Source organism: Streptomyces sp. NPDC057136, from assembly GCF_042670885.1.
Classification (GTDB): Bacteria; Actinomycetota; Actinomycetes; order Streptomycetales; family Streptomycetaceae; genus Streptomyces.
Genome location: NZ_JBHUUV010000002.1, coordinates 160,050 through 177,600, shown reverse-complemented (window position 1 = coordinate 177,600; position 17,551 = coordinate 160,050). Strand labels below are relative to the sequence as shown.

12 protein-coding genes are annotated in these 17,551 nt (G+C 69.5%); 6 read left to right on the top strand and 6 right to left on the bottom strand.

Annotated elements, in window-relative coordinates:
• Positions 1-16: 16 nt before the first annotated feature.
• Complete coding sequence (locus ACFT7S_RS03345; RefSeq protein WP_382726302.1) at positions 17-229, bottom strand: DUF4287 domain-containing protein; 213 nt, start codon at positions 227-229, stop codon at positions 17-19.
• Between the two features lie 394 nt (positions 230-623).
• On the opposite strand from ACFT7S_RS03345, the gene ACFT7S_RS03340 reads away from it, so the two are divergent.
• A complete protein-coding gene (locus ACFT7S_RS03340) occupies positions 624-5,357 on the top strand; it encodes a HEAT repeat domain-containing protein (protein ID WP_382726299.1) in 4,734 nt (1,577 codons plus the stop codon).
• A 16-nt stretch (positions 5,358-5,373) separates the two neighbouring features.
• On the opposite strand, the gene ACFT7S_RS03335 is transcribed toward ACFT7S_RS03340, so the two are convergent.
• A complete protein-coding gene (locus ACFT7S_RS03335; RefSeq protein WP_382726296.1) occupies positions 5,374-6,261 on the bottom strand; it encodes a helix-turn-helix transcriptional regulator in 888 nt (295 codons plus the stop codon).
• Between the two features lie 274 nt (positions 6,262-6,535).
• On the opposite strand from ACFT7S_RS03335, the gene ACFT7S_RS03330 reads away from it, so the two are divergent.
• From ACFT7S_RS03330 to ACFT7S_RS03320, 3 genes are all read left to right on the top strand, one after another.
• Positions 6,536-7,303: an SDR family NAD(P)-dependent oxidoreductase gene (locus tag ACFT7S_RS03330; RefSeq protein WP_382726293.1), complete on the top strand. Its 768-nt coding sequence runs from the start codon at positions 6,536-6,538 to the stop codon at positions 7,301-7,303.
• A 66-nt stretch (positions 7,304-7,369) separates the two neighbouring features.
• Entirely contained in the window at positions 7,370-8,218 is an 849-nt protein-coding gene (locus tag ACFT7S_RS03325; protein ID WP_382726290.1) for an SDR family oxidoreductase, read from the top strand.
• A 237-nt stretch (positions 8,219-8,455) separates the two neighbouring features.
• Positions 8,456-10,030 carry a carbohydrate-binding protein gene (locus tag ACFT7S_RS03320; protein ID WP_382726288.1) on the top strand — a complete coding sequence of 525 codons (1,575 nt, stop codon included), beginning with the start codon at positions 8,456-8,458 and terminating at the stop codon, positions 10,028-10,030.
• Positions 10,031-10,120: 90 nt separating this feature from the next.
• Here the strand turns inward: ACFT7S_RS03320 and ACFT7S_RS03315 are convergent, their stop codons facing one another.
• Entirely contained in the window at positions 10,121-10,474 is a 354-nt protein-coding gene (locus ACFT7S_RS03315) for a hypothetical protein (RefSeq protein WP_382726285.1), read from the bottom strand.
• Between the two features lie 499 nt (positions 10,475-10,973).
• Here ACFT7S_RS03315 and ACFT7S_RS03310 point away from each other — a divergent pair, with 499 nt between their 5' ends.
• Positions 10,974-11,309, top strand: coding sequence for a MerR family transcriptional regulator (locus ACFT7S_RS03310; RefSeq protein WP_382726283.1), 336 nt, complete (start codon positions 10,974-10,976; stop codon positions 11,307-11,309).
• A gap of 160 nt (positions 11,310-11,469) precedes the next feature.
• Positions 11,470-12,588 (top strand): NADH:flavin oxidoreductase, encoded by a 1,119-nt coding sequence (locus tag ACFT7S_RS03305; RefSeq protein WP_382726280.1) that lies wholly within the window; start codon positions 11,470-11,472, stop codon positions 12,586-12,588.
• A 94-nt stretch (positions 12,589-12,682) separates the two neighbouring features.
• Here ACFT7S_RS03305 and ACFT7S_RS03300 read toward each other — a convergent pair whose 3' ends face one another.
• The 3 genes from ACFT7S_RS03300 to ACFT7S_RS03290 form a co-directional block, all read right to left on the bottom strand.
• On the bottom strand, positions 12,683-14,761 hold the full coding sequence (locus ACFT7S_RS03300; RefSeq protein WP_382726277.1) for a pectinesterase family protein: 2,079 nt from the start codon (positions 14,759-14,761) through the stop codon (positions 12,683-12,685).
• Between the two features lie 176 nt (positions 14,762-14,937).
• Entirely contained in the window at positions 14,938-15,963 is a 1,026-nt protein-coding gene (locus ACFT7S_RS03295) for a hemolysin family protein (protein ID WP_382726275.1), read from the bottom strand.
• A complete protein-coding gene (locus ACFT7S_RS03290; protein ID WP_382726273.1) occupies positions 15,960-17,324 on the bottom strand; it encodes a hemolysin family protein in 1,365 nt (454 codons plus the stop codon). The genes ACFT7S_RS03295 and ACFT7S_RS03290 overlap by 4 nt, the downstream gene beginning before the upstream one ends.
• Positions 17,325-17,551: the final 227 nt, after the last annotated feature.

Sequence of the window (17,551 nt, the reverse complement as noted above, 5' to 3'; positions counted from 1 at the left end):
GACATGCTCAACCTGCTTACTGGCCGCGCCCCTCGGCGAGGGTGTGGGCGACCAAGGCGCCGGCGTGGCCGTGGCCCAGGCCGTGCTCGGACTTGAGCCAGGTGACCAGCTCCATGTGCTTGGTCAGCGGGGAAGAGCGGATGAGGTCCTTCCACTCGGAGATCGGGCGGCCGTACTTCTTCTCGATCGAGGGGAAGTAGGCGGCAGGGCCCTTAACGGTGTCGGCCATGGGATGTCCCGTCTGTCGAGCGAAATGGTCTTGCTGTCCCCGAGCCGGCCGCTGGAGCGTACGGCTCATGGCGGGCCTCCCTCGTTCGACTGTTGTCGCATGTATGACTGATGGCGCACGGTGAAGTCATCGATTCGACACGCATGACCTGAATCACAGAGTGCCGCGAAGCCGGGCGCGACCGGCTACGTCGCACAGGGCGCTTCGATCTTCGTCACCCGTTCCCTCCACGGTCCGCACCTGAAGGCCCAGGCCCCAGGCCAACGTCCTTCCGTGGCACCTTCGTTGTGCGCTCGCGCCCTGCGTCGACCAAGCGAACAGCACCGGTCGTCACGCGTGCCCCTCTGCCGAATCTCGCTGGTGGAGCCGGGAATCCCGCCGTTAGCATCCGCTGATGATGATGTCGGCAGACGAGCCCTTCCACGATGCCGTACGCCGAGCTGACGTCGGTTGGTTGTCCGGTCACCTCGACGCGCGGGCCTGTCCGCCGGCCGTCTTCGGGCGTCTGATCCGGCACGGGGATTCCCATGTGCGGCATCTGGGGTTGGTCCTTCTTTCCGAACGAGTCGCGTCGGGCCCGGTCGTCGACGGTCCCGGGACGGCCGAACTCGCGGCGCTGCTGCCGGAGTCCGTGGCTGGGCCGCCGGAGACGGCGCTCGTGCTGGCGGGGCTCTACGAACAGCTCGGTCCGTTTCTCGGAGGGCGCTCCTGGCCGCGGTGGCGTACGGCCGAGTTGCCGGTGCGGGTGCGGATCGCCTGGCTGCGTGCTGAGCTCCTCAACAAGCCGTCGGTAATCCGTGACGAACCTCCGGGTGAACTGCTCTACCAGGCCGTGCGGGAGGCGAGTGCCGTCGGCGCACACCGGCCTGCGGAGCTTGTGGACGAGCTGGTGGACAGCGGTGACCCCGTGTTGCAGGGCGAGGCGCTGCGGCTGGCCCGGCAGGGTCTGGAGGCGGGGCTCCTGGCACCGGTTCGGGTCCGCCACGTCGTGATCAGCCTGCTGGGCGGCGACAGCGCTGTCGTCGCAGCCGCGCTGGGTGAACTCACCGAGCCCTGGGCGGCGTTGGACCCACTACCGGCGGGGCGCCTGTCTCCGCTATTTGCCACCGACTCGGTGAGCGCAAGGCCTCGGGTTGCTGACGCGGCCCTCGCCGTCGCCGCCCACCACGGGCATGGCGACCTGCTGCGGCAGGTCATCGGTGATCCTGATCTGCCGCCCGGGCTCCGCCGGAGAGGGCTGGAACTGCTCGGTGACCTGGCGGTCCGCAGTGACATCGGTGACCTGACAGCCCTTGCCGCGCGCGACCCGTTGCTGCTCGGCGGAGCCCTCGTGACCTGCCTGCGCGGGCTGCACCGGCGCGGGCACTTTCCGGAGGCTGCGCATGCGCCGTCCGTTGTCGGCCTGGCGCTGGAAGACCACTCGATTCCGCCTGTCGAGGTCGCGACGATCCTCTTCACCTGCCGCGAGGTGATGTTCCGCGTACTGGTGGACACGGCCGCCGACGATCCGAGCTGGCCCCGGCGGCTCGCTCTGCTGGTCGCCCTGGACGGGCAGGGTACGGGGGCGGCGCGGGGCGGGCACGGCACGGGGGAGCTCCCGATCGGGGCCGCGATTACTCGCGTACTGCCCCTGGCCCCTGCGCCGAGGCCGTTCCTGGACGCGCTCCGTGCGATCCGCCATGCGGACGCCGAAGAGGCCGTGATCGCTCTCCTGCCGTCGGCGCCCGCCGCAGCCCTGGATGCTCTGGAGGCCATCGGAGGGCACCGGACGGTGTCGGCGCTGAGGGAAGGGCTCGGGCTGGGTGCGCAGGAGAACGTGGGCGTGAACGGGGGTGTGAACGAGGGCGTGAACGGGAGTTTGATCGCGCCCCATCTCCGTGCCGTACGAAACCGGGCTCTTGAGCTCCTGTGGCATCTGACCGGGGACGCGGGAGGCGCAGGGGACGCCAGGGATGCCGGGGATGCCGGGGATGCCGGGAATTCGGCACAGCGGCGTGACCTCCTTGTCCGCCTCGACCCCGCCGACCTGCCGCCGCGCATCGCTGCCGACCTCGGCGGCCCGGACGAGCAGGAACTCGCTCTTCTCAGCGCGCATCCGGACCTGGGCAACCCGGTAGCGGCCCTGTGCCGACTCGCGGCCCACGGCAGCGCCGGCCCGCTGCCGGTCATCGCAGACCTGCTCGCGCGCATCGTGACCGAGCTGGCGACGTCCTGGGAATCCGGCACAGCCGCCCCAGAGCCCGAGAGCAGATATGGCGGACCCACGGGCGGCGAACCCGTGGTGCCCCAGGAGGTGTTGGACGCCCTGCACGCTCTTGGTCGCCGTCTCTACAAGCGGGGAAAGATCAGACCGCCCTGCCTGCTCGACGTGGTGGACGCACAAGCGGCCGGCCACGCACTCGTCGCGACGACAGCGCTGGATCTGCTGGACCGGGCGGGGCTGTCCGGCGGCGAGCAGGCGATCCTGCTCGAACTCCTGCTCCGGGCCCCCTACTTGCGTACCCGCGCACGAGTACACCGCATGCTGCGGCACCGCGACCGGCATGTACGCAAGCACGTGATCGCGCTACTCGCCCGCGACACCCGGGGGGACGATGCGCAGGCGCTGTCGGCAACCTTGATCGCACTGACCACCGCCCGGGACATTCAGACCGTCCGGCAGTCGCTCCTCGCCCTCGGTCACGCGGAGGCCCGCTGGGCCTCTCCCGCGATCGCGGCATGTCTCGACCATCCGAACATGAACATCAAGAAGACCGCCGCCGCGGTTCTGGTCCGTGTCGGCACACCCGCAGCGGTGCCGAAACTGCTCTTCTGGCTCGGACACCACGACAATCCCGGACTGCGCGCCACGCTCATCAAAGCTCTCCGTACCGTCCTCGGCACGGCGTATGCGGCGACCCTGATCGCCGCCGCCGAGCACAGTGACAGCAGCCGCGCCGTCGAACTGCTGCTGGAGGCGCTCGACAACGAGCTGCCGGCGCGCTCGGTCCTCGCGTTGGACGCCCAGGCCTCACCGATCGCACCGCCCCTGCTCACCCTGGTGGCGACCGGCCGGGTCGGCCTCACCGAGGGGACGGTCGGGGACTTGGCCACACCGCTGGCCAAGCACGGCATCACCACGCCGCCCGCCTGCCGGCCGACGGGCGGCGAAGGCGACAGGTCCGACCTCGACGTCAGGTCGCTGTTGGCTGAAGGCTGGAATCCGTCCATCGCGCTGCGCATCGCCGAGAGGGACGACCCCCCGCACCTCGACCGGATGCGCATGCTGCGGCCCCTGCTGGCGGACTGGCTCCGACTTACCGACACCGAACCCTCCGCGCGAAACCGGGTGGTGCGGTTCGCGCTGCGGCTGTGCCCCGCACCGTGGACGGCCGAGGAACTGACGACGTTCACCCGGTTCACTCAGGTCCTGATCGACGAACTCGCCGAAGCCGCGGGCCAGGACCGTCAGGACCTCATCGCGGTACTCGACGCGTCCGCACCGACACTGACACCGGTCAAGAAGCCGGCTGTCGCCGACGCCGTACGGGCACTGCCTCCCGCGCCTGCGGGTGGCACGTCCACGCTGACGCTGCTGCGCCGGCTCGGCGCCGTACTGGTCCGCACCGATCTCGAACAGGCACTCGCCGCGGCTCGGCTCGACGCCGACCCCTGGCTGGCCGAGGTCGCCGTCCTACGGGAAGCATTCGCCGTACCGGAGTCCCCCGCACACTCCGTACCCGCCGAGACGCGAGCGTGGCGTACGGCGCTGGACGCAGCAGTACGCACACCGAGCGCCTTGGCGGAATTTGGCCGTACGACCACTCCCCGTACGGCCAACAGCACAGCCGGCTCCCGGGACCGTCTGACCGCCCTGGTCGAGGTGTACTCCTCGGCCGCCCCGGAGGTCCGTACGGCACTCATCGACTGGATGACGGATCTCCAGCCCCTCGACGCACCGCCCTGGACCATCACGGAGACCGCCCACGCGGCGGCGCCGACAGCACGCACCATCACCATCGACGATCTCGATCAGCCACGTTCGACCGCGCTACGGGAGCGGCTGCTGGCCATGCTGCGGGGACCGGCTCCGGACCGCAGAGAGACCGCGGCCCGGGCACTGCTGAAGTGGCCCGAGCCCGAAGCCAGGTTGCCGGTACTTCGAGCGTTTCTCCACGGCCACATCGACCTGCCCGTCGACGCCGCTCTGTCCAGCACGTTCGGCGCCCTCGACGAAACAGAACTCCGGGCCGACGGCATCCAGCACACCAAGGTGGCTCTCGTGGCCTCGACGCTCGACCCGTGGGACCTGGAGCCGCTGATTCCGCTGCTGCTCGAATGGTGGGAGCACGACCCGCCCGCCACCGGCTCGGCAGCCGGACACGCACTGCGCAGGGTCCCCGCCGATGTACTGGCGGAGCACCTTGGCGACCGCCTGGACGGCGGGGCCTGGGGATACCTCGACCTGCTCATCGACCGTCCGCTGCTACGCACCTCTGCGCTTGCCAAGACCTGCCAACGGCTGCGGGCCGAGGGGCGTGACAATCTGGCGGACCGACTTCGTCTCGTCGAGGGTCCACTGCGCGACCCGCACGCCACGCAGGCAGCGCCCGACGACCACACCCGAACCACACCCACCGGAGACCGGCACCGCCCGTCCCGGCGCGAGTTGCTGGACCTGGTCCGAACCGGTGCCCCCGAGCAGATACGCCGAGCACTCACCCGACTGACCGAGGCGCACCCCGGCCCGAACGCGGACCAGGACCCCGAACTACCGGACCTGATCGACGAGTTGTTGCTCCACCCCAAGCCCGGAATCCGCCTGCACGCCCACCGGACCTCACGGGCGATGCTGGACCGGCAGACCTACCTGCGCCACACGTCGGTGCTGCTGAAGGACACCCAGCCCACCATCGTACGAACGGCTGCCCGAATCCTCTGCCGCGCCGCCTGGGCACCCGCGATCCCCACCATGACCGCACTGCTCGAACACGCACACCCCGTGGTCCGCAAGGCGGCGGCAGAGGGGCTCATCGATATGGGAACACCAACGATCCCCACCCTCAGACGCGCAGCCGACCACGCCCGCCCCGACAGACGGTCCCTCTATACGGATGTCCTCCACCGGATCGCGTCCGCCCAGGAATGACAGCCGAACCCCGGAGTCAGCCGGCCGGGGGTGGTGTTTCTTCGGGGGAACGGAGCGCGCCGGCGGAGGTGCCGTTCCAGCTGGCGAGTATGGAGAGGGCTTCGGCGGAGGAGGAGGCGGGTTCGGGGGTCAGGATGACGAGGGACTGGTCCGGGTCGCCCTCGACGGCCAGGGTCACGTAGTCGAGGGTGAGCTCGCCGACGAGCGGGTGGACCAGGTATTTGGTGCCGGTGGTGTGAGCGAGGACGTCGTGGTCGGCCCACATACGGCGGAAGATGTCGCTGTGCAGAGACAACTCACCGATTAGTTCGGTGAGTTGGGGGTCATCGGCGTGGCGTCCGGCGTACAGGTGCAGCGTGGCCACGCACTCGCCGGCGGCCCTCTCCCAGTTGGCGTACAGCGCGTGGGCGGCCTCGTCGAGGAAGACGAAGCGGGCGAAATTCCGCTCGCGGCGGGGCCGTGCCTCGAAGTCGGCGAAGAGGGCGTAGCCGAGCCGGTTGGCGGCCAGGACGTCCATGCGCCGGCCCATGACCATCGCGGGGACGGTGAGCGCGTCCAGGGCCCGGTACACGGTGGGGCCGACCCTTTGCGGGGCGAGCGGCCGCTTACGGCGGGGGCGGGCAGTACTGGGCTGGGCAAGGTCGAAGAGATGAGCGCGTTCGGTGTCGTCCAGGTGCAGGGCGCGGGCAACGGCGTCCAGCACGGTCTCGGAGACACCTTGGGTGCGGCCCCGCTCCAGGCGGATGTAGTAGTCGACGCTGACCCCGGCGAGCTGGGCAACTTCCTCGCGGCGCAGCCCCGGGACCCGGCGGGCGCCAGGGTGCGGGGGGAGCCCGGCCTGTTCGGGGGCGATCCGGGCCCGGCGGGTGCGCAGGAACTCGCGGATCTCGGCGCTGCGGTCCATGACTCCACCGTACGGCGGCCCTGGGCCGGTCGGCGTCCTGGAAAGGGGTACTGCCGGACCCCCGGAAGAGCGGTGCCCTTTACGGGCGCCCGGACGGGGCCTGCGGGTGGTTGTCTGGGTATCGGGCCGATTGAAGCCCTTTCGAGAAGAATGCGCAGTACGGGCAGAGAAAAGCTGCCACCGCCGGGATCACCAGGCATCGCCGACTCGTCCGGCATCTGATGTGACACCTCGTGCCGCCTGCGCAGTTCGTCCACAGAAGAGGACCACCGTCATGGCATCGAAACTCACCGGCACCGTCGCGCTCGTCACCGGCGCGAGCAGCGGTATCGGCGCCGCGACCGCTCGTCGGCTCGCCGAGCAGGGGGCGAGCGTCGTGCTCGTGGCCCGCCGCAAGGACCGCCTGGCCGACCTGGCCGCCGGGATCGAGCAGGCGGGCGGCACCGCGCTGGCGGTGGAGGCGGATATCGCCGACCGCGCGCAGGCCGAGGCCGCCGTCCAGCAGGCCGTCGAGCGGTTCGGGCGTCTGGACACGCTGGTCAACAACGCCGGCCTGATGCTGCTCGGCCCGGTCGTCGGCGCCGACGCCGACGAGTGGGAGCGCATGATCGCCGTCAACGTGCAGGGCCTGCTCTACAGCACCCGCGCTGCCCTTCCGCACCTGCTCAAGGCCGCCGAGGACGGGCCCCGCCGGGTCGCTGACATCGTCAACATCAGCTCGATCGCGGGCCGTGTGGCCTGGAACGGCTACGGCGTCTACAACCTGACCAAGTTCGGTGTGAACGGCTTCACCGAGTCGCTGCGCCAGGAGGTCACCCAGCGGCACGTGCGGGTCGGCGTTCTGGAACCGGGCGGCGTGGACACCGAATTGGGCTCGCACAACGACCACAAGCCCGAGGTCCGCGAAGCGATCGGCACCTTCTACGAGCAGACCGAGGTTCTGGCTCCCGAGGACATCGCCGACGGCGTCGCCTACATGGTCACCCGGCCCCGGCACGTCGCCGTCGGCGAGCTGTGGATCATGCCCACCGACCAAGCCTGACACCCGCCACACACCATCCCCCATCCCGCGAGGTGCCGGACCGCGGCGCCCGGAAGGAAACCCCTCATGAGCAAGGTCATCTTCGTCACCGGTGCCGGCCGCGGTCTGGGCACGGACATCGCCCGCCAGGCCCTCGCAGCCGGCCACCAGGTCGTCGCCACCGGCCGTCGCCCCGAACAGGTCGAGAAGACCCTCGGCGGCCCGCAGGACAACCTGCTGGTCACCAAGCTGGACATCACCGACCTGGACGACGCCCAGGCGGCGGCAAAGGCCGCCGTCGACCGCTTCGGCCGCATCGACGTTCTGATCAACAACGCCGGGAACTTCTTCGCCGGTTACTTCGAAGAGATCACGCCCGACCAGATGCGCCAGCAGATCGAGACCAACCTCTTCGGCCCGATGAACGTCACCCGCGCCATCCTGCCCGTCATGCGGGGGCAGCGCGCCGGCCACGTCATCACCCTCTCCTCCTCCGCCGGGCTGATCGGCCAGGAGTTCTGCGTCGCGTACGCCGCCTCGAAGTTCGGCGTCGAGGGCTGGATGGAATCGCTGCGCTACGACGTCGAGCCGTACAACATCAACACCACGGTCGTGGAGCCCGGCTTCTTCCGCACCGAGCTGCTCGTCGACGGCTCCACCATCTGGCCCGAGCCGACCATCGGCGACTACTCCGAGCGCACCAACGCCACCATCGCGGCCTGGAAGAGCATGAACGGCCGGCAGACCGGCGACCCCGCCAAACTCGCCCAGGCCCTGCTGACCATCGCCGGCCAGGAGAAGCCGCTGCTGCGCTTCGTCGCCGGCGCCGACGCCATCGAGGGCGTCAAGGTCAAGGCCCAGGAACTCCTGGCCCAGGCCGAAGCCTCCCGCGAGCTGGGCGGCAACCTCGGCCACGACGACACCGCCACGGCCTGACCCTCGCCACGCGACGCCATGGTGTTCATGGTCATGAACACGAATCACGTACGCGACCGTTGACGCGGTCACGACAGCGCTCTACGGTCCATAGAAAGCGCTTGTTGCCCCTGGATGCAAGGCTTCGGACACGCAGCCCGTTCATGCACCGGAACGGGCCGTTGCCACCGTCGCTCGATCGAATGCTGCATTCACCGCCACCCCCCATCAGACGTACCAACCCCCTGGAGACGAACGATGCAACTGAGACCTCTCATCGCGTGCGTCAGCCTGTTGGCCGGCACGCTCGTCGCGTTATCCGGTAACTCCGCGCAGGCAGCGGCCGTCCGTTACGAGGCCGAGCGCTCGCCCGCAGTCTGTAGCGGCGCCATCGAGTCCGAGTGGGGCGGCTACTCCGACAGCGGCTTCTGCAATGCCAGCAACGCGGTCGGCGCGTATGTGCAGTTCACGGTGAACGCCGCCACCGCGGGCACCGCGACGGTTCAGGTGCGCTTCGCCAACGGCACCACCACCGCGCGGCCCGCGAATGTCACGGTCAACGGCTCGGCGGCCGGGTCCGTGTCGTTCGAGGGCACCGGGGCCTGGGCGACCTGGGTGACCAAGACGGTCACCGTGCCGGTGCGGGCGGGGAGCAACACGATCCAGCTCAGCCCGACCACCGCCAACGGGCTGCCCAATATCGACTACGTCGACGTCGACGCGGGCGGCACCACGCCTCCCCCGACCGGCACCGCGCTGTACGCGGCGCCGAACGGCACCGACAGCGCGGCCGGGACGGAGGCGGCGCCGACGACGCTCGCCTCGGCGCTCACCCGCGTCTCGTCCGGCGGGAAGATCTACCTGCGCGGCGGGAAGTACGCGCTCACGCAGACCGTCACCATCGCGCCGGGCAACAGCGGCACTGCCAGTGCCCCGAAGGAACTGTCCGCCTACCCCGGTGAGACCCCGGTGCTGAACTTCTCCGCCATGGCGGAGGACCCCGCCAACCGCGGGCTTGCCGTCAACGGCTCGTACTGGAACATCGACGGCCTCGTCGTCGAGCACGCCGGTGACAACGGGATCTTCGTCGGTGGCAGCAACAACACCATCGAGCGCACGGTGACGCGCTTCAACCGCGACACCGGGCTGCAGCTCTCGCGGATGGCCTCCACCACCCCGCGCGAGCAGTGGCCGTCCAACAACCTCGTCCTCAGCGCGGAGTCGCACGACAACGCCGACTCCGACGGAGAGGACGCCGACGGTTTCGCCGCGAAGCTCACCGTCGGCTCCGGCAACGTATTCCGCTACGCCGTGGCACACAACAACATCGACGACGGCTGGGACCTCTACACCAAGACCGACACCGGCCCCATAGGCGCGGTGACCATCGAGGACTCCCTCGCCTTCGAGAACGGCACGCTGAGCGACGGCAGCCAGAACTCCAGCGGTGACCGCAACGGCTACAAGCTCGGCGGCGAGGACATCGAGGTCGACCACGTGATCCGGCGCAACATCGCCTACGACAACGGCAAGCACGGATTCACGTACAACAGGAATCTCGGGACGATGGCGGTCTCGGACAACATCAGCATCGACAACTCCGAGCGCAACTTCTCCTTCGACGGCGGCACTTCGGTGTTCCGGAACAACGTCTCGTGCCGCAGCAGCAGCGGCACCAACGACAAGACCGTGGGCGACGCCGACAGTACGAACCAGTTCTGGTCCGGTACGAACGGGTCCCGGTGCTCCGCATACGCAGGCGCCCTGGCCTGGTCCTACACGACGGACGGCCGCCTCGCCGTGACCTTCGGCGGCAACCTGGTGACTCCGTAACCGACCCGTTGACCCATGAAGAGAAGGCCCAGGTCGGTGACCTGGGCCTTCTCGCTTCACTTCTCGTCTCTACGGATGCCTGACGGCGGCTCAGTCGTAGCTGAAATCGCCTACCGTCCAGGCGCTGACGTCCTCGATCGAGACCCGGTACATCCCGCCCGTCTCCGGGATTCCGACGGTGCCCTGCAGGATGCGGGCAACATGGAAGTGCAGATAGGTGGGCGTGGCGTCCTTCCCGGCGGAGGTGGTGAAGATGCTGGAGAACTCGCCCAGGCGGGCCGAGTCCGTCAGGACCTCCGACACGCGCTGCCTCCACACGGTTTCGGGAGCCAGTCGACCGGTGATGACAGCGCCACCGGTGACCACGGTCAGGGACATCTGATTGCTGTGCCCGGACTCCACCATGGCGGCGATGTCCACGAGCAGCTCGTCAGTCTTCGACATGGAAGCCGAGTCTATTCGCCGGACCGCCCGGGCATCTCGGGGCCGATCCGGTCCGCTGCGCAGTCCTGGCCGCTTGGGCCGATTACCTTACCGACAAACATGCGGAAATCTATGATGGCGAAGCTAGACATTGGGTATCCGACTGACTATGGTTTCTCTCGTAGCCAAGGTTGAACGGTGTACGCGGTTCGAAGGTGGACCGACGGTGACACCGGCTTGGCACATGTGTAATCCCGAGGGAACGAACGGAGGATGCAGGCGCCATCAGGATCGCCCGGGCGGGATGGACACGGCCCGGGTACCGCAAGACCCCGGAATGGACGGTGGTTCCCGGTCAAGCAATCGCGATCCCCGCACTCCTCCCCTCGTTCAGGGCGAGGCTGCGGTAACAGACGGTCGGCGCAGTACTGAGGCCGACTGATGGTGTTGAATTTCCCTTCGGGGCCCTGGTGCCGTACGGCACCAGGGCCCCTCGACGCGTTCCCGGGAAGAGGTGCAGATGACAGCGGACAGTGCGCTCGGCGATCGGCTCGACGACGATGACTACCCCGCGTACACCATGGGGCGGGCGGCCGCGATGCTCGGCACCAACGCCGGTTTTCTCCGTGCTCTCGGAGATGCCCGCCTGATCACCCCGCTCCGTTCCGGGGGCGGCCACCGGCGCTACTCCCGGTATCAGCTGCGGCTCGCCGCGCGCGCACGGGAAGTCGTCGACCAGGGCACCCCGGTCGAGGCCGCCTGTCGCATCGTGATCCTTGAGGACCAGCTCGAGGAAGCGCAGCGCATCAACGCCGAATACCGCACCTCGGCGAAGGCGGACGAGAGCTCCAGCTGAGCCCATCACCGTTCACGGCAAAGTGCAGGATGCAGGCGTCGCTGGCGCACGGGTGGATGCGGCCGGGAGACCTTGGCCACATCGCCCGCGAGCGGGATGCCAGGGCCGTACCCGGCTGTTGGCACCCGAAGGACTACACAGCGACTGAACAGGACCAGACGTGACAGACGTACATGCCGGCCGCGCCGCAGACACCCTCTCGCGCCCGTTCGCAGTCCGCGGACTGACCTCGCGCAACCGGATCGCCATGGCCCCCATGACCCGGCAGTTCTCCCCGAACGGCGTCCCCGGTCAGGACGTGGCGGACTACTACACGCGGCGGGCCGCCGGTGGTGTGGGGCTGATCATCACCGAGGGCACCTACATCGACCACCACTCCGCGGGCACCAGCGACCGCATCCCGCGGTTCCACGGTGCGGACGCGCTCGCGGGCTGGGCGGCCGTCGCGGACTCCGTGCACCAGGTGGGCGGCGCGATCATTCCGCAGCTGTGGCACGTGGGTGTCACCCGCGCCGAGGGCGCCCCGCCCGTGGTGGACGCGGAGCCGGTCAGCCCCTCGGGCGTGTCCCTGGCGGGTGCCCCCAAGGGGCGCGCCATGACGCAGAAGGACCTCGACGACGTCGTCGGCGCCTTCGCCGACGCGGCAGCCGCCGCCGAGCGCGCCGGCTTCGACGGCATCGAACTGCACGGCGCACACGGCTACTTGATCGACCAGTTCCTCTGGTCGGGCACCAACCGGCGTACGGATGCCTACGGCGGCGACCTCGTCGCACGGACCCGTTTCGCGGCCGACATAGTGGCGGCCTGCCGCGCGGCCGTGTCCGACGCCTTCCCCATCTTCTTCCGTATGTCCCAGTGGAAGATGGACGCGTACGAGGCGAAGCTCGCCGCTACGCCCGAGGAGCTGGACTCCCTGCTGACGCCGCTGGCCGAGGCCGGTGTCGATGTGTTCCACGCATCCACGCGCCGCTACTGGCTGCCGGAGTTCGACGACTCCGATCTGAACCTCGCCGGGTGGGTGAAGAAGATCAGCGGCAGGCCGACGGTCACCGTCGGCTCGGTCGGCCTGGACAGTGACTTCTTCGGCGCCTTCCAGGGGAACAGCTCCGGCGTCACAGGCGTCGAGCAACTGCTGGAGCGGCTGGAGCGCGACGAGTTCGACATGGTCGCCGTCGGCCGTGCGCTGATCGCCGACCCCGAGTGGGCGGCGAAGACGCTGCGCGGGCGCACCGACGAGATCACGCCGTTCGGCGCGGAGATGCTGTCGACCCTGCGCTGATCAGGTCGCATCACGAGCATCACGAACATAGGGATCATGGGGATCATGGGGAAGCCCCGGGCCGGTGGCCCGGGGCTTCCCAGCAGCAGGAGCGTCAGGATGCCGTCGGGGTCCAGCCTCCGAGCCAGTCCGCAGTCTCCTGGCCCGCGGCCTGGCTGTCGGTCAGCTGCGGGCGGTTGCTGCTCGCGGTGCCCGCGCCGGGACCGGTGTTCCTGTACTCGGCGAACCGGTCGTCCTTCCACGAGAATCCGCCCATGTCGGCCCACGGGGTCGTCTTGATCGCGGCGCTCAGCGTGGTCTCGCGGACGGTGGTCTGCGGGTCGAGGGTCGCGTCGCCGCCCGCGTGCCAGTTACGGCCCAGGAAGAAGCTGCCCGCGGTCACGTCACCGTTCACGACGGACCGCGTGATCAGGAAGCCCTTGCGGTCCGCGGGGGTGCTCGGTGCGGTGAGGTAGCCGGCCGACGTGCCGTCCCAGCGCTTCTTCAGCGTCAGTACGGACCGGTCGATCACCGCGCTGGCCCGGCCGAAGACGAAGTCGACGTTCCCGGCTATGTAGGAGTTGGTGACGTACACCCGGCCGAGCCGGTCCCTGGCCGCGGTGTCCAGCAGCAGGGTGTCCTGGTCGCCGTCGACGATGACACCGTCGAGGAGGACCTTGTCGGCGGCGGTGCGCAGGGCGACGGCCTGGTGACCGCTGAGGCTCTGGTTCGCACCTTCGTCGAAGCTGTTGGTGATGGTCAGGTTGCGGGCCTGGAAGTCGTCGGCCTCGACGGCGACCGTCGCGCTGCCGCTCGTACCGTACGTACCCGAACCGTCGGGCTTGGCTGTGCCCGCCGCGTTCCCGTAGACGATCACGGTGTCCTTGCGGCTGGCGCCCGAGCCCTGGAGGGTGACGTGCGGCTTGTTCGCAGGGACCTTGACGGTCTCCCGGTACGTGCCGGGCGCGACCGAGATCACCACCCGTGAGCCGTTGCCCGCCGGGACGGCGTCGACGGCCTTCTGCACGCTCGTGTACTGGCCGCTGCCGTCCTTGGCGACGGTGATCGTCGTGGCGGCGGCCGCGGCCGCCGTGCTCACCGTGCTCACCGTGCCGATCGTGGTGCGCGGCCCGGCACCCGCCTTGAGCAGGGCCGGGACGTCGGCGGCGCTGTCGAGGGTGTAGCCGTAGTACGTCTTCGGGTCGAACGCCGCGCCGCCCCCGCTCTCGTTGCGCCCGCTGGTCCCCTTGAAGACGTTCCCGCGCTGGACGACGGCGGCCGTGCTGTCCCGGGTGACGGGGTTCGCGAGGCCCTCGAAGTAGGAGTTCTCCAGGACCATCTTCGTCCGGCCGCGCGCGTAGTTGCCGTAGGACGTCGTGATGTCCGTCCCCGGCACGTCCTGGAGGTAGTTGTTGTAGAGATGGGCGTGCGCGACGTTGTCCGTGGACGGGTTGCGCTGCTCGGTCTCGCGGAACCAGTTGTGGTGGATCGTGAGATCGGAGGTGACGTTCTCGGTCCAGCCGATGCCGAACGTCTTGTTGTTGTCGCTCAGCCTGTTCCAGGACACCGTGACGTACGTACTGTCCTTGCGCACGTCGATGAGACCGTCGGCCATGTGCCTGAGGTCGTTGTGATCGACCCACACATGGTGCGCGCCGTCCATCTGGACCGCGTCGAAGTCGTGGTCCTTGTCGTTCCAGATGCCCTGGTACGAGTCCCGGATCGTCAGGTTCCGGATGATGACGTTGTGTACGCCCTGACCGAGGAAGAAGCCGCCGCCGACGATCTGGCCCGAGGTCCCGGCGCCCACGATCGTCTTGTCCGACTGAACCTTGATCTCCTTGCCGACCGGGTTCATGGTGATCGTCGCGGCCACGACGATCACGTACGGCTCCGGCGCGGTCGCGTACTTCTCCAGCTCGGCGAGCGTCTTCACGGTGACGATCGTGCCGCCGCGCCCGCCGTACGTACCGTCCTGGCCGAGCGCCTTGACCGAGGCGAAGCCGTCGGCGGCATCAAGTGCCGAGGCCGGTACGGCAGTTGCGGCCGACGCGTTCGCCTGGCCGTCCTCGCCGAACAGACCGAAGACGGTGCCGTAGGCCATGGCGACGGCCGCGGTCAGCGCCAGCGGGACACCGACGACCAGGGCCGGCTTGCGCCTGCGGTGACGGGAAGTGCTGCGTGTATCAGTCACGAGATGCGTCCGTTTCCACTCCGTGGGGGATGGGGGCACTCGTCAGTCGCCGCCAGGAAGCGGAAGGTTGCCGCGAATGTGCACAGGTCCGGGCGCCGTCATGAGCGGCGCCGCCCGGACCTGTAGTTCCTGTCGTCCGGTCCGGTGGCCCGGGAAAGGTTGAAACGAGGATTCGCTCAGGCCCGGCCCGTTGCGGCGGGGCCGACCAGTTCCTCCAGAACGTCTTCCATCGTGACGAAACCGATGACAGTGCCCTTGTCGCCGGTCACGGCCGCCAGGTGCGTGCCCGCGGCCCGCATCGCGGTCATGGTGTCGTCGAGCGGGGTGTCGATCTCGACGCGGATGACGGCGTGGAAGGCGCTCCTCGGGATCGGCTGGGTCCGCTGGGCGACGCCCAGGGCGTCCTTGATGTGCAGGTATCCCAGAATCTCGTCGCCCGGCCCGGTGACGGGCAGCCGGGAGAAGCCCGAGGTGGCCGCGGCACGTTCCAGCTGCTGCGGGGTGATGTCGTGGCCGACGGTGACGGTCCTGTTGAGCGGGACCATCACCTCGCCGATGGGCCGGGTGCCCAACTCCAGGGCGTCCCGCAGCCGTTCGCCGTCGGCCGGGGCGAGCAGACCGGCCTCGCTGGAGTCCTTCACCAGCCGGACGAGTTCGTCGTCGGTGTATACGGACGTGACCTCGCCCTTCGGCTCGACCTTCAGCAGCCGCAGCAGGACGTTGGCGAAGGCGTTGATGCCGAACACGACCGGGCGCAGGGCCCGGGTCAGCGCCACCAGCGGCGGGGCCAGCGCGAGCGCCGTCTGGGCGGGGGCGGCCAGCGCGATGTTCTTCGGGATCATCTCGCCGACCAGCATGTGCAGATACGTGGCGAGGGCCAGCGCGATCACGAACGCGATGGGGTGCACCAGCGCTTCGGGCACACCGACCGTTTCGAAGGGCGGCTCCAGGAGGTGGGCGATGGCCGGTTCGGCCACGGCGCCCAGGACCAGGGAGGAGATGGTGATGCCGAGCTGGGCGGTGGCCATGGCGGCCGACAGGTGCTCGAGACCCCACAGGGTGCTCCTGGCGCGGGCGTCGCCCTTGACGGCCCGGGGCTCGATCTGACTGCGGCGTACGGAGATCAGAGCGAACTCCGCCCCGACGAAGAACGCGTTGGTGACGAGGGTGAACAGGCCGATGGCGAGCTGGAGCATGGTCATCGGGAGCCCTCCTCGACGAGCGACACGGGAGCAGAGGCGGGAGCAGAGGCGGGAGCAGAGGCGGGCGCAGTGACGCGTACCCGGTCGGCGCGGTGGTGCTCGACGTGCAGGACGGTCAGGTGCCAGCCCTCCACAGAGATCCCGTCGGCAGGTACGGGGATGCGTTCCAGCCGGGTCGCGACCAGTCCGGCAAGCGTTTCGTACGGGCCTTCCGGCACGTCGAAGCCGATGGTTTCGAGCTGGTCGAGACGGATACTGCCGTCCGCCTCCCAGACCGCGCGCCCGTCCGTGGACGGTGCGCCCGGCGCCAGGTCGGGGCGCTCGTCGGGGTCGTGCTCGTCGCGGACCTCGCCGACGACCTCCTCGACGATGTCCTCGACGGTCGCGACACCCGCGGTGCCTCCGTACTCGTCGATGACGACAGCCATCGTGCGGCTCTGCCGCAGCCGTCCAAGGAGCGTGTCCACGGGCAGCGAGTCGGGTACGAGGAGCGGGGCCGTGGCCAGGTCGGTGACCGGGGTCGTGCGGCGCAGCGGCTCGTCCAGCGCGAGTACGTCGCGGATGTGGACGGTGCCTATGACCTCGTCGAGGCTCCCGCGGTAGACGGGGAACCGGGACAGGCCGGTGGCCAGGGTCAGATCGGCCGCGTCGGCCGCGGTGGCACCGGCTTCGAGGGCCCGGACGTCCACGCGCGGCGTCATGACGTTCTCGGCGGTCAGGTCGGCGAGGTGGAGGGTGCGGACGAACAGCTCGGCGGAGTCCTGCTCGATCGCGCCCTCGCGGGCGGAGTGCCGGGCGAGGGCGACGAGTTCCTCCGGGGTGCGGGCGGAGGCCAGCTCCTCGGCGGGTTCCAGGCCGAAGCGGCGTACGACACGGTTCGCGGTGTTGTTCAGGTGCCGGATCAGCGGGGCGAAGCAGGCGGTGAACGCGCGCTGCGGCCCCGCCACGACCTTGGCGACGGCCAGCGGGCTGGAGATCGCCCAGTTCTTCGGAACGAGCTCGCCGATCACCATCAGCACCACAGTGGAGAGCGCGACGCCGAGGAACGTGGCGACGGCCGGGACGGCGCCCGGGGGCAGGCCGACCGCGTCCAGGGGGCCGCGCAGGAGCACGGCGAGGGAGGGCTCGGCGAGCATGCCGATGACCAGCGAGGTGACGGTGATGCCGAGCTGGGCGCCGGAGAGCTGGAACGTGAGGCGTTTGGCGGCCTTCAGGGCGCTCGCGGCGCCGCGCTCGCCGGCCTGGGCGGCGCGCTCCAGCTCACCGCGTTCGATCGTGGTCAGCGAGAACTCGGCTGCGACGAAGACCGCGCATGCCAGCGTGAGCGCGAGCGCGAGGAGGAGAAGGAGGACTTCGCTCACCGTGCCACCGCCGCCCTGCGAATCAGCGGGGCGGGAATGGCACGGCGCGTACTGGGAGGCTCACCCATTGCGGGACCGGAGCTCCTTTTCGGGTCGGACGGCGGTCGGATGGCGGGCTGGGGCGTACTGCCCCTTCACAGATGGTAAAGGGAAAGCAAAGCATTCCCTTGTGGCCCCGGTCACAGGGCGCTCCGAGCCCGCTCAACCGGCCGGGCACCCCAGGGCCT

Coding starts and splice junctions, on each gene's coding strand:
- ACFT7S_RS03325 (WP_382726290.1), top strand. CDS start 7,370: ATGAGCAAGGTCATCTTCGTCACCGGTGCCGGCCGCGGTCTGGGCACG.
- ACFT7S_RS03310 (WP_382726283.1), top strand. CDS start 10,974: ATGACAGCGGACAGTGCGCTCGGCGATCGGCTCGACGACGATGACTAC.
- ACFT7S_RS03335 (WP_382726296.1), bottom strand. CDS start 6,261: ATGGACCGCAGCGCCGAGATCCGCGAGTTCCTGCGCACCCGCCGGGCC.
- ACFT7S_RS03295 (WP_382726275.1), bottom strand. CDS start 15,963: ATGACCATGCTCCAGCTCGCCATCGGCCTGTTCACCCTCGTCACCAAC.
- ACFT7S_RS03320 (WP_382726288.1), top strand. CDS start 8,456: ATGCAACTGAGACCTCTCATCGCGTGCGTCAGCCTGTTGGCCGGCACG.
- ACFT7S_RS03340 (WP_382726299.1), top strand. CDS start 624: ATGATGATGTCGGCAGACGAGCCCTTCCACGATGCCGTACGCCGAGCT.
- ACFT7S_RS03330 (WP_382726293.1), top strand. CDS start 6,536: ATGGCATCGAAACTCACCGGCACCGTCGCGCTCGTCACCGGCGCGAGC.
- ACFT7S_RS03345 (WP_382726302.1), bottom strand. CDS start 229: ATGGCCGACACCGTTAAGGGCCCTGCCGCCTACTTCCCCTCGATCGAG.
- ACFT7S_RS03315 (WP_382726285.1), bottom strand. CDS start 10,474: ATGTCGAAGACTGACGAGCTGCTCGTGGACATCGCCGCCATGGTGGAG.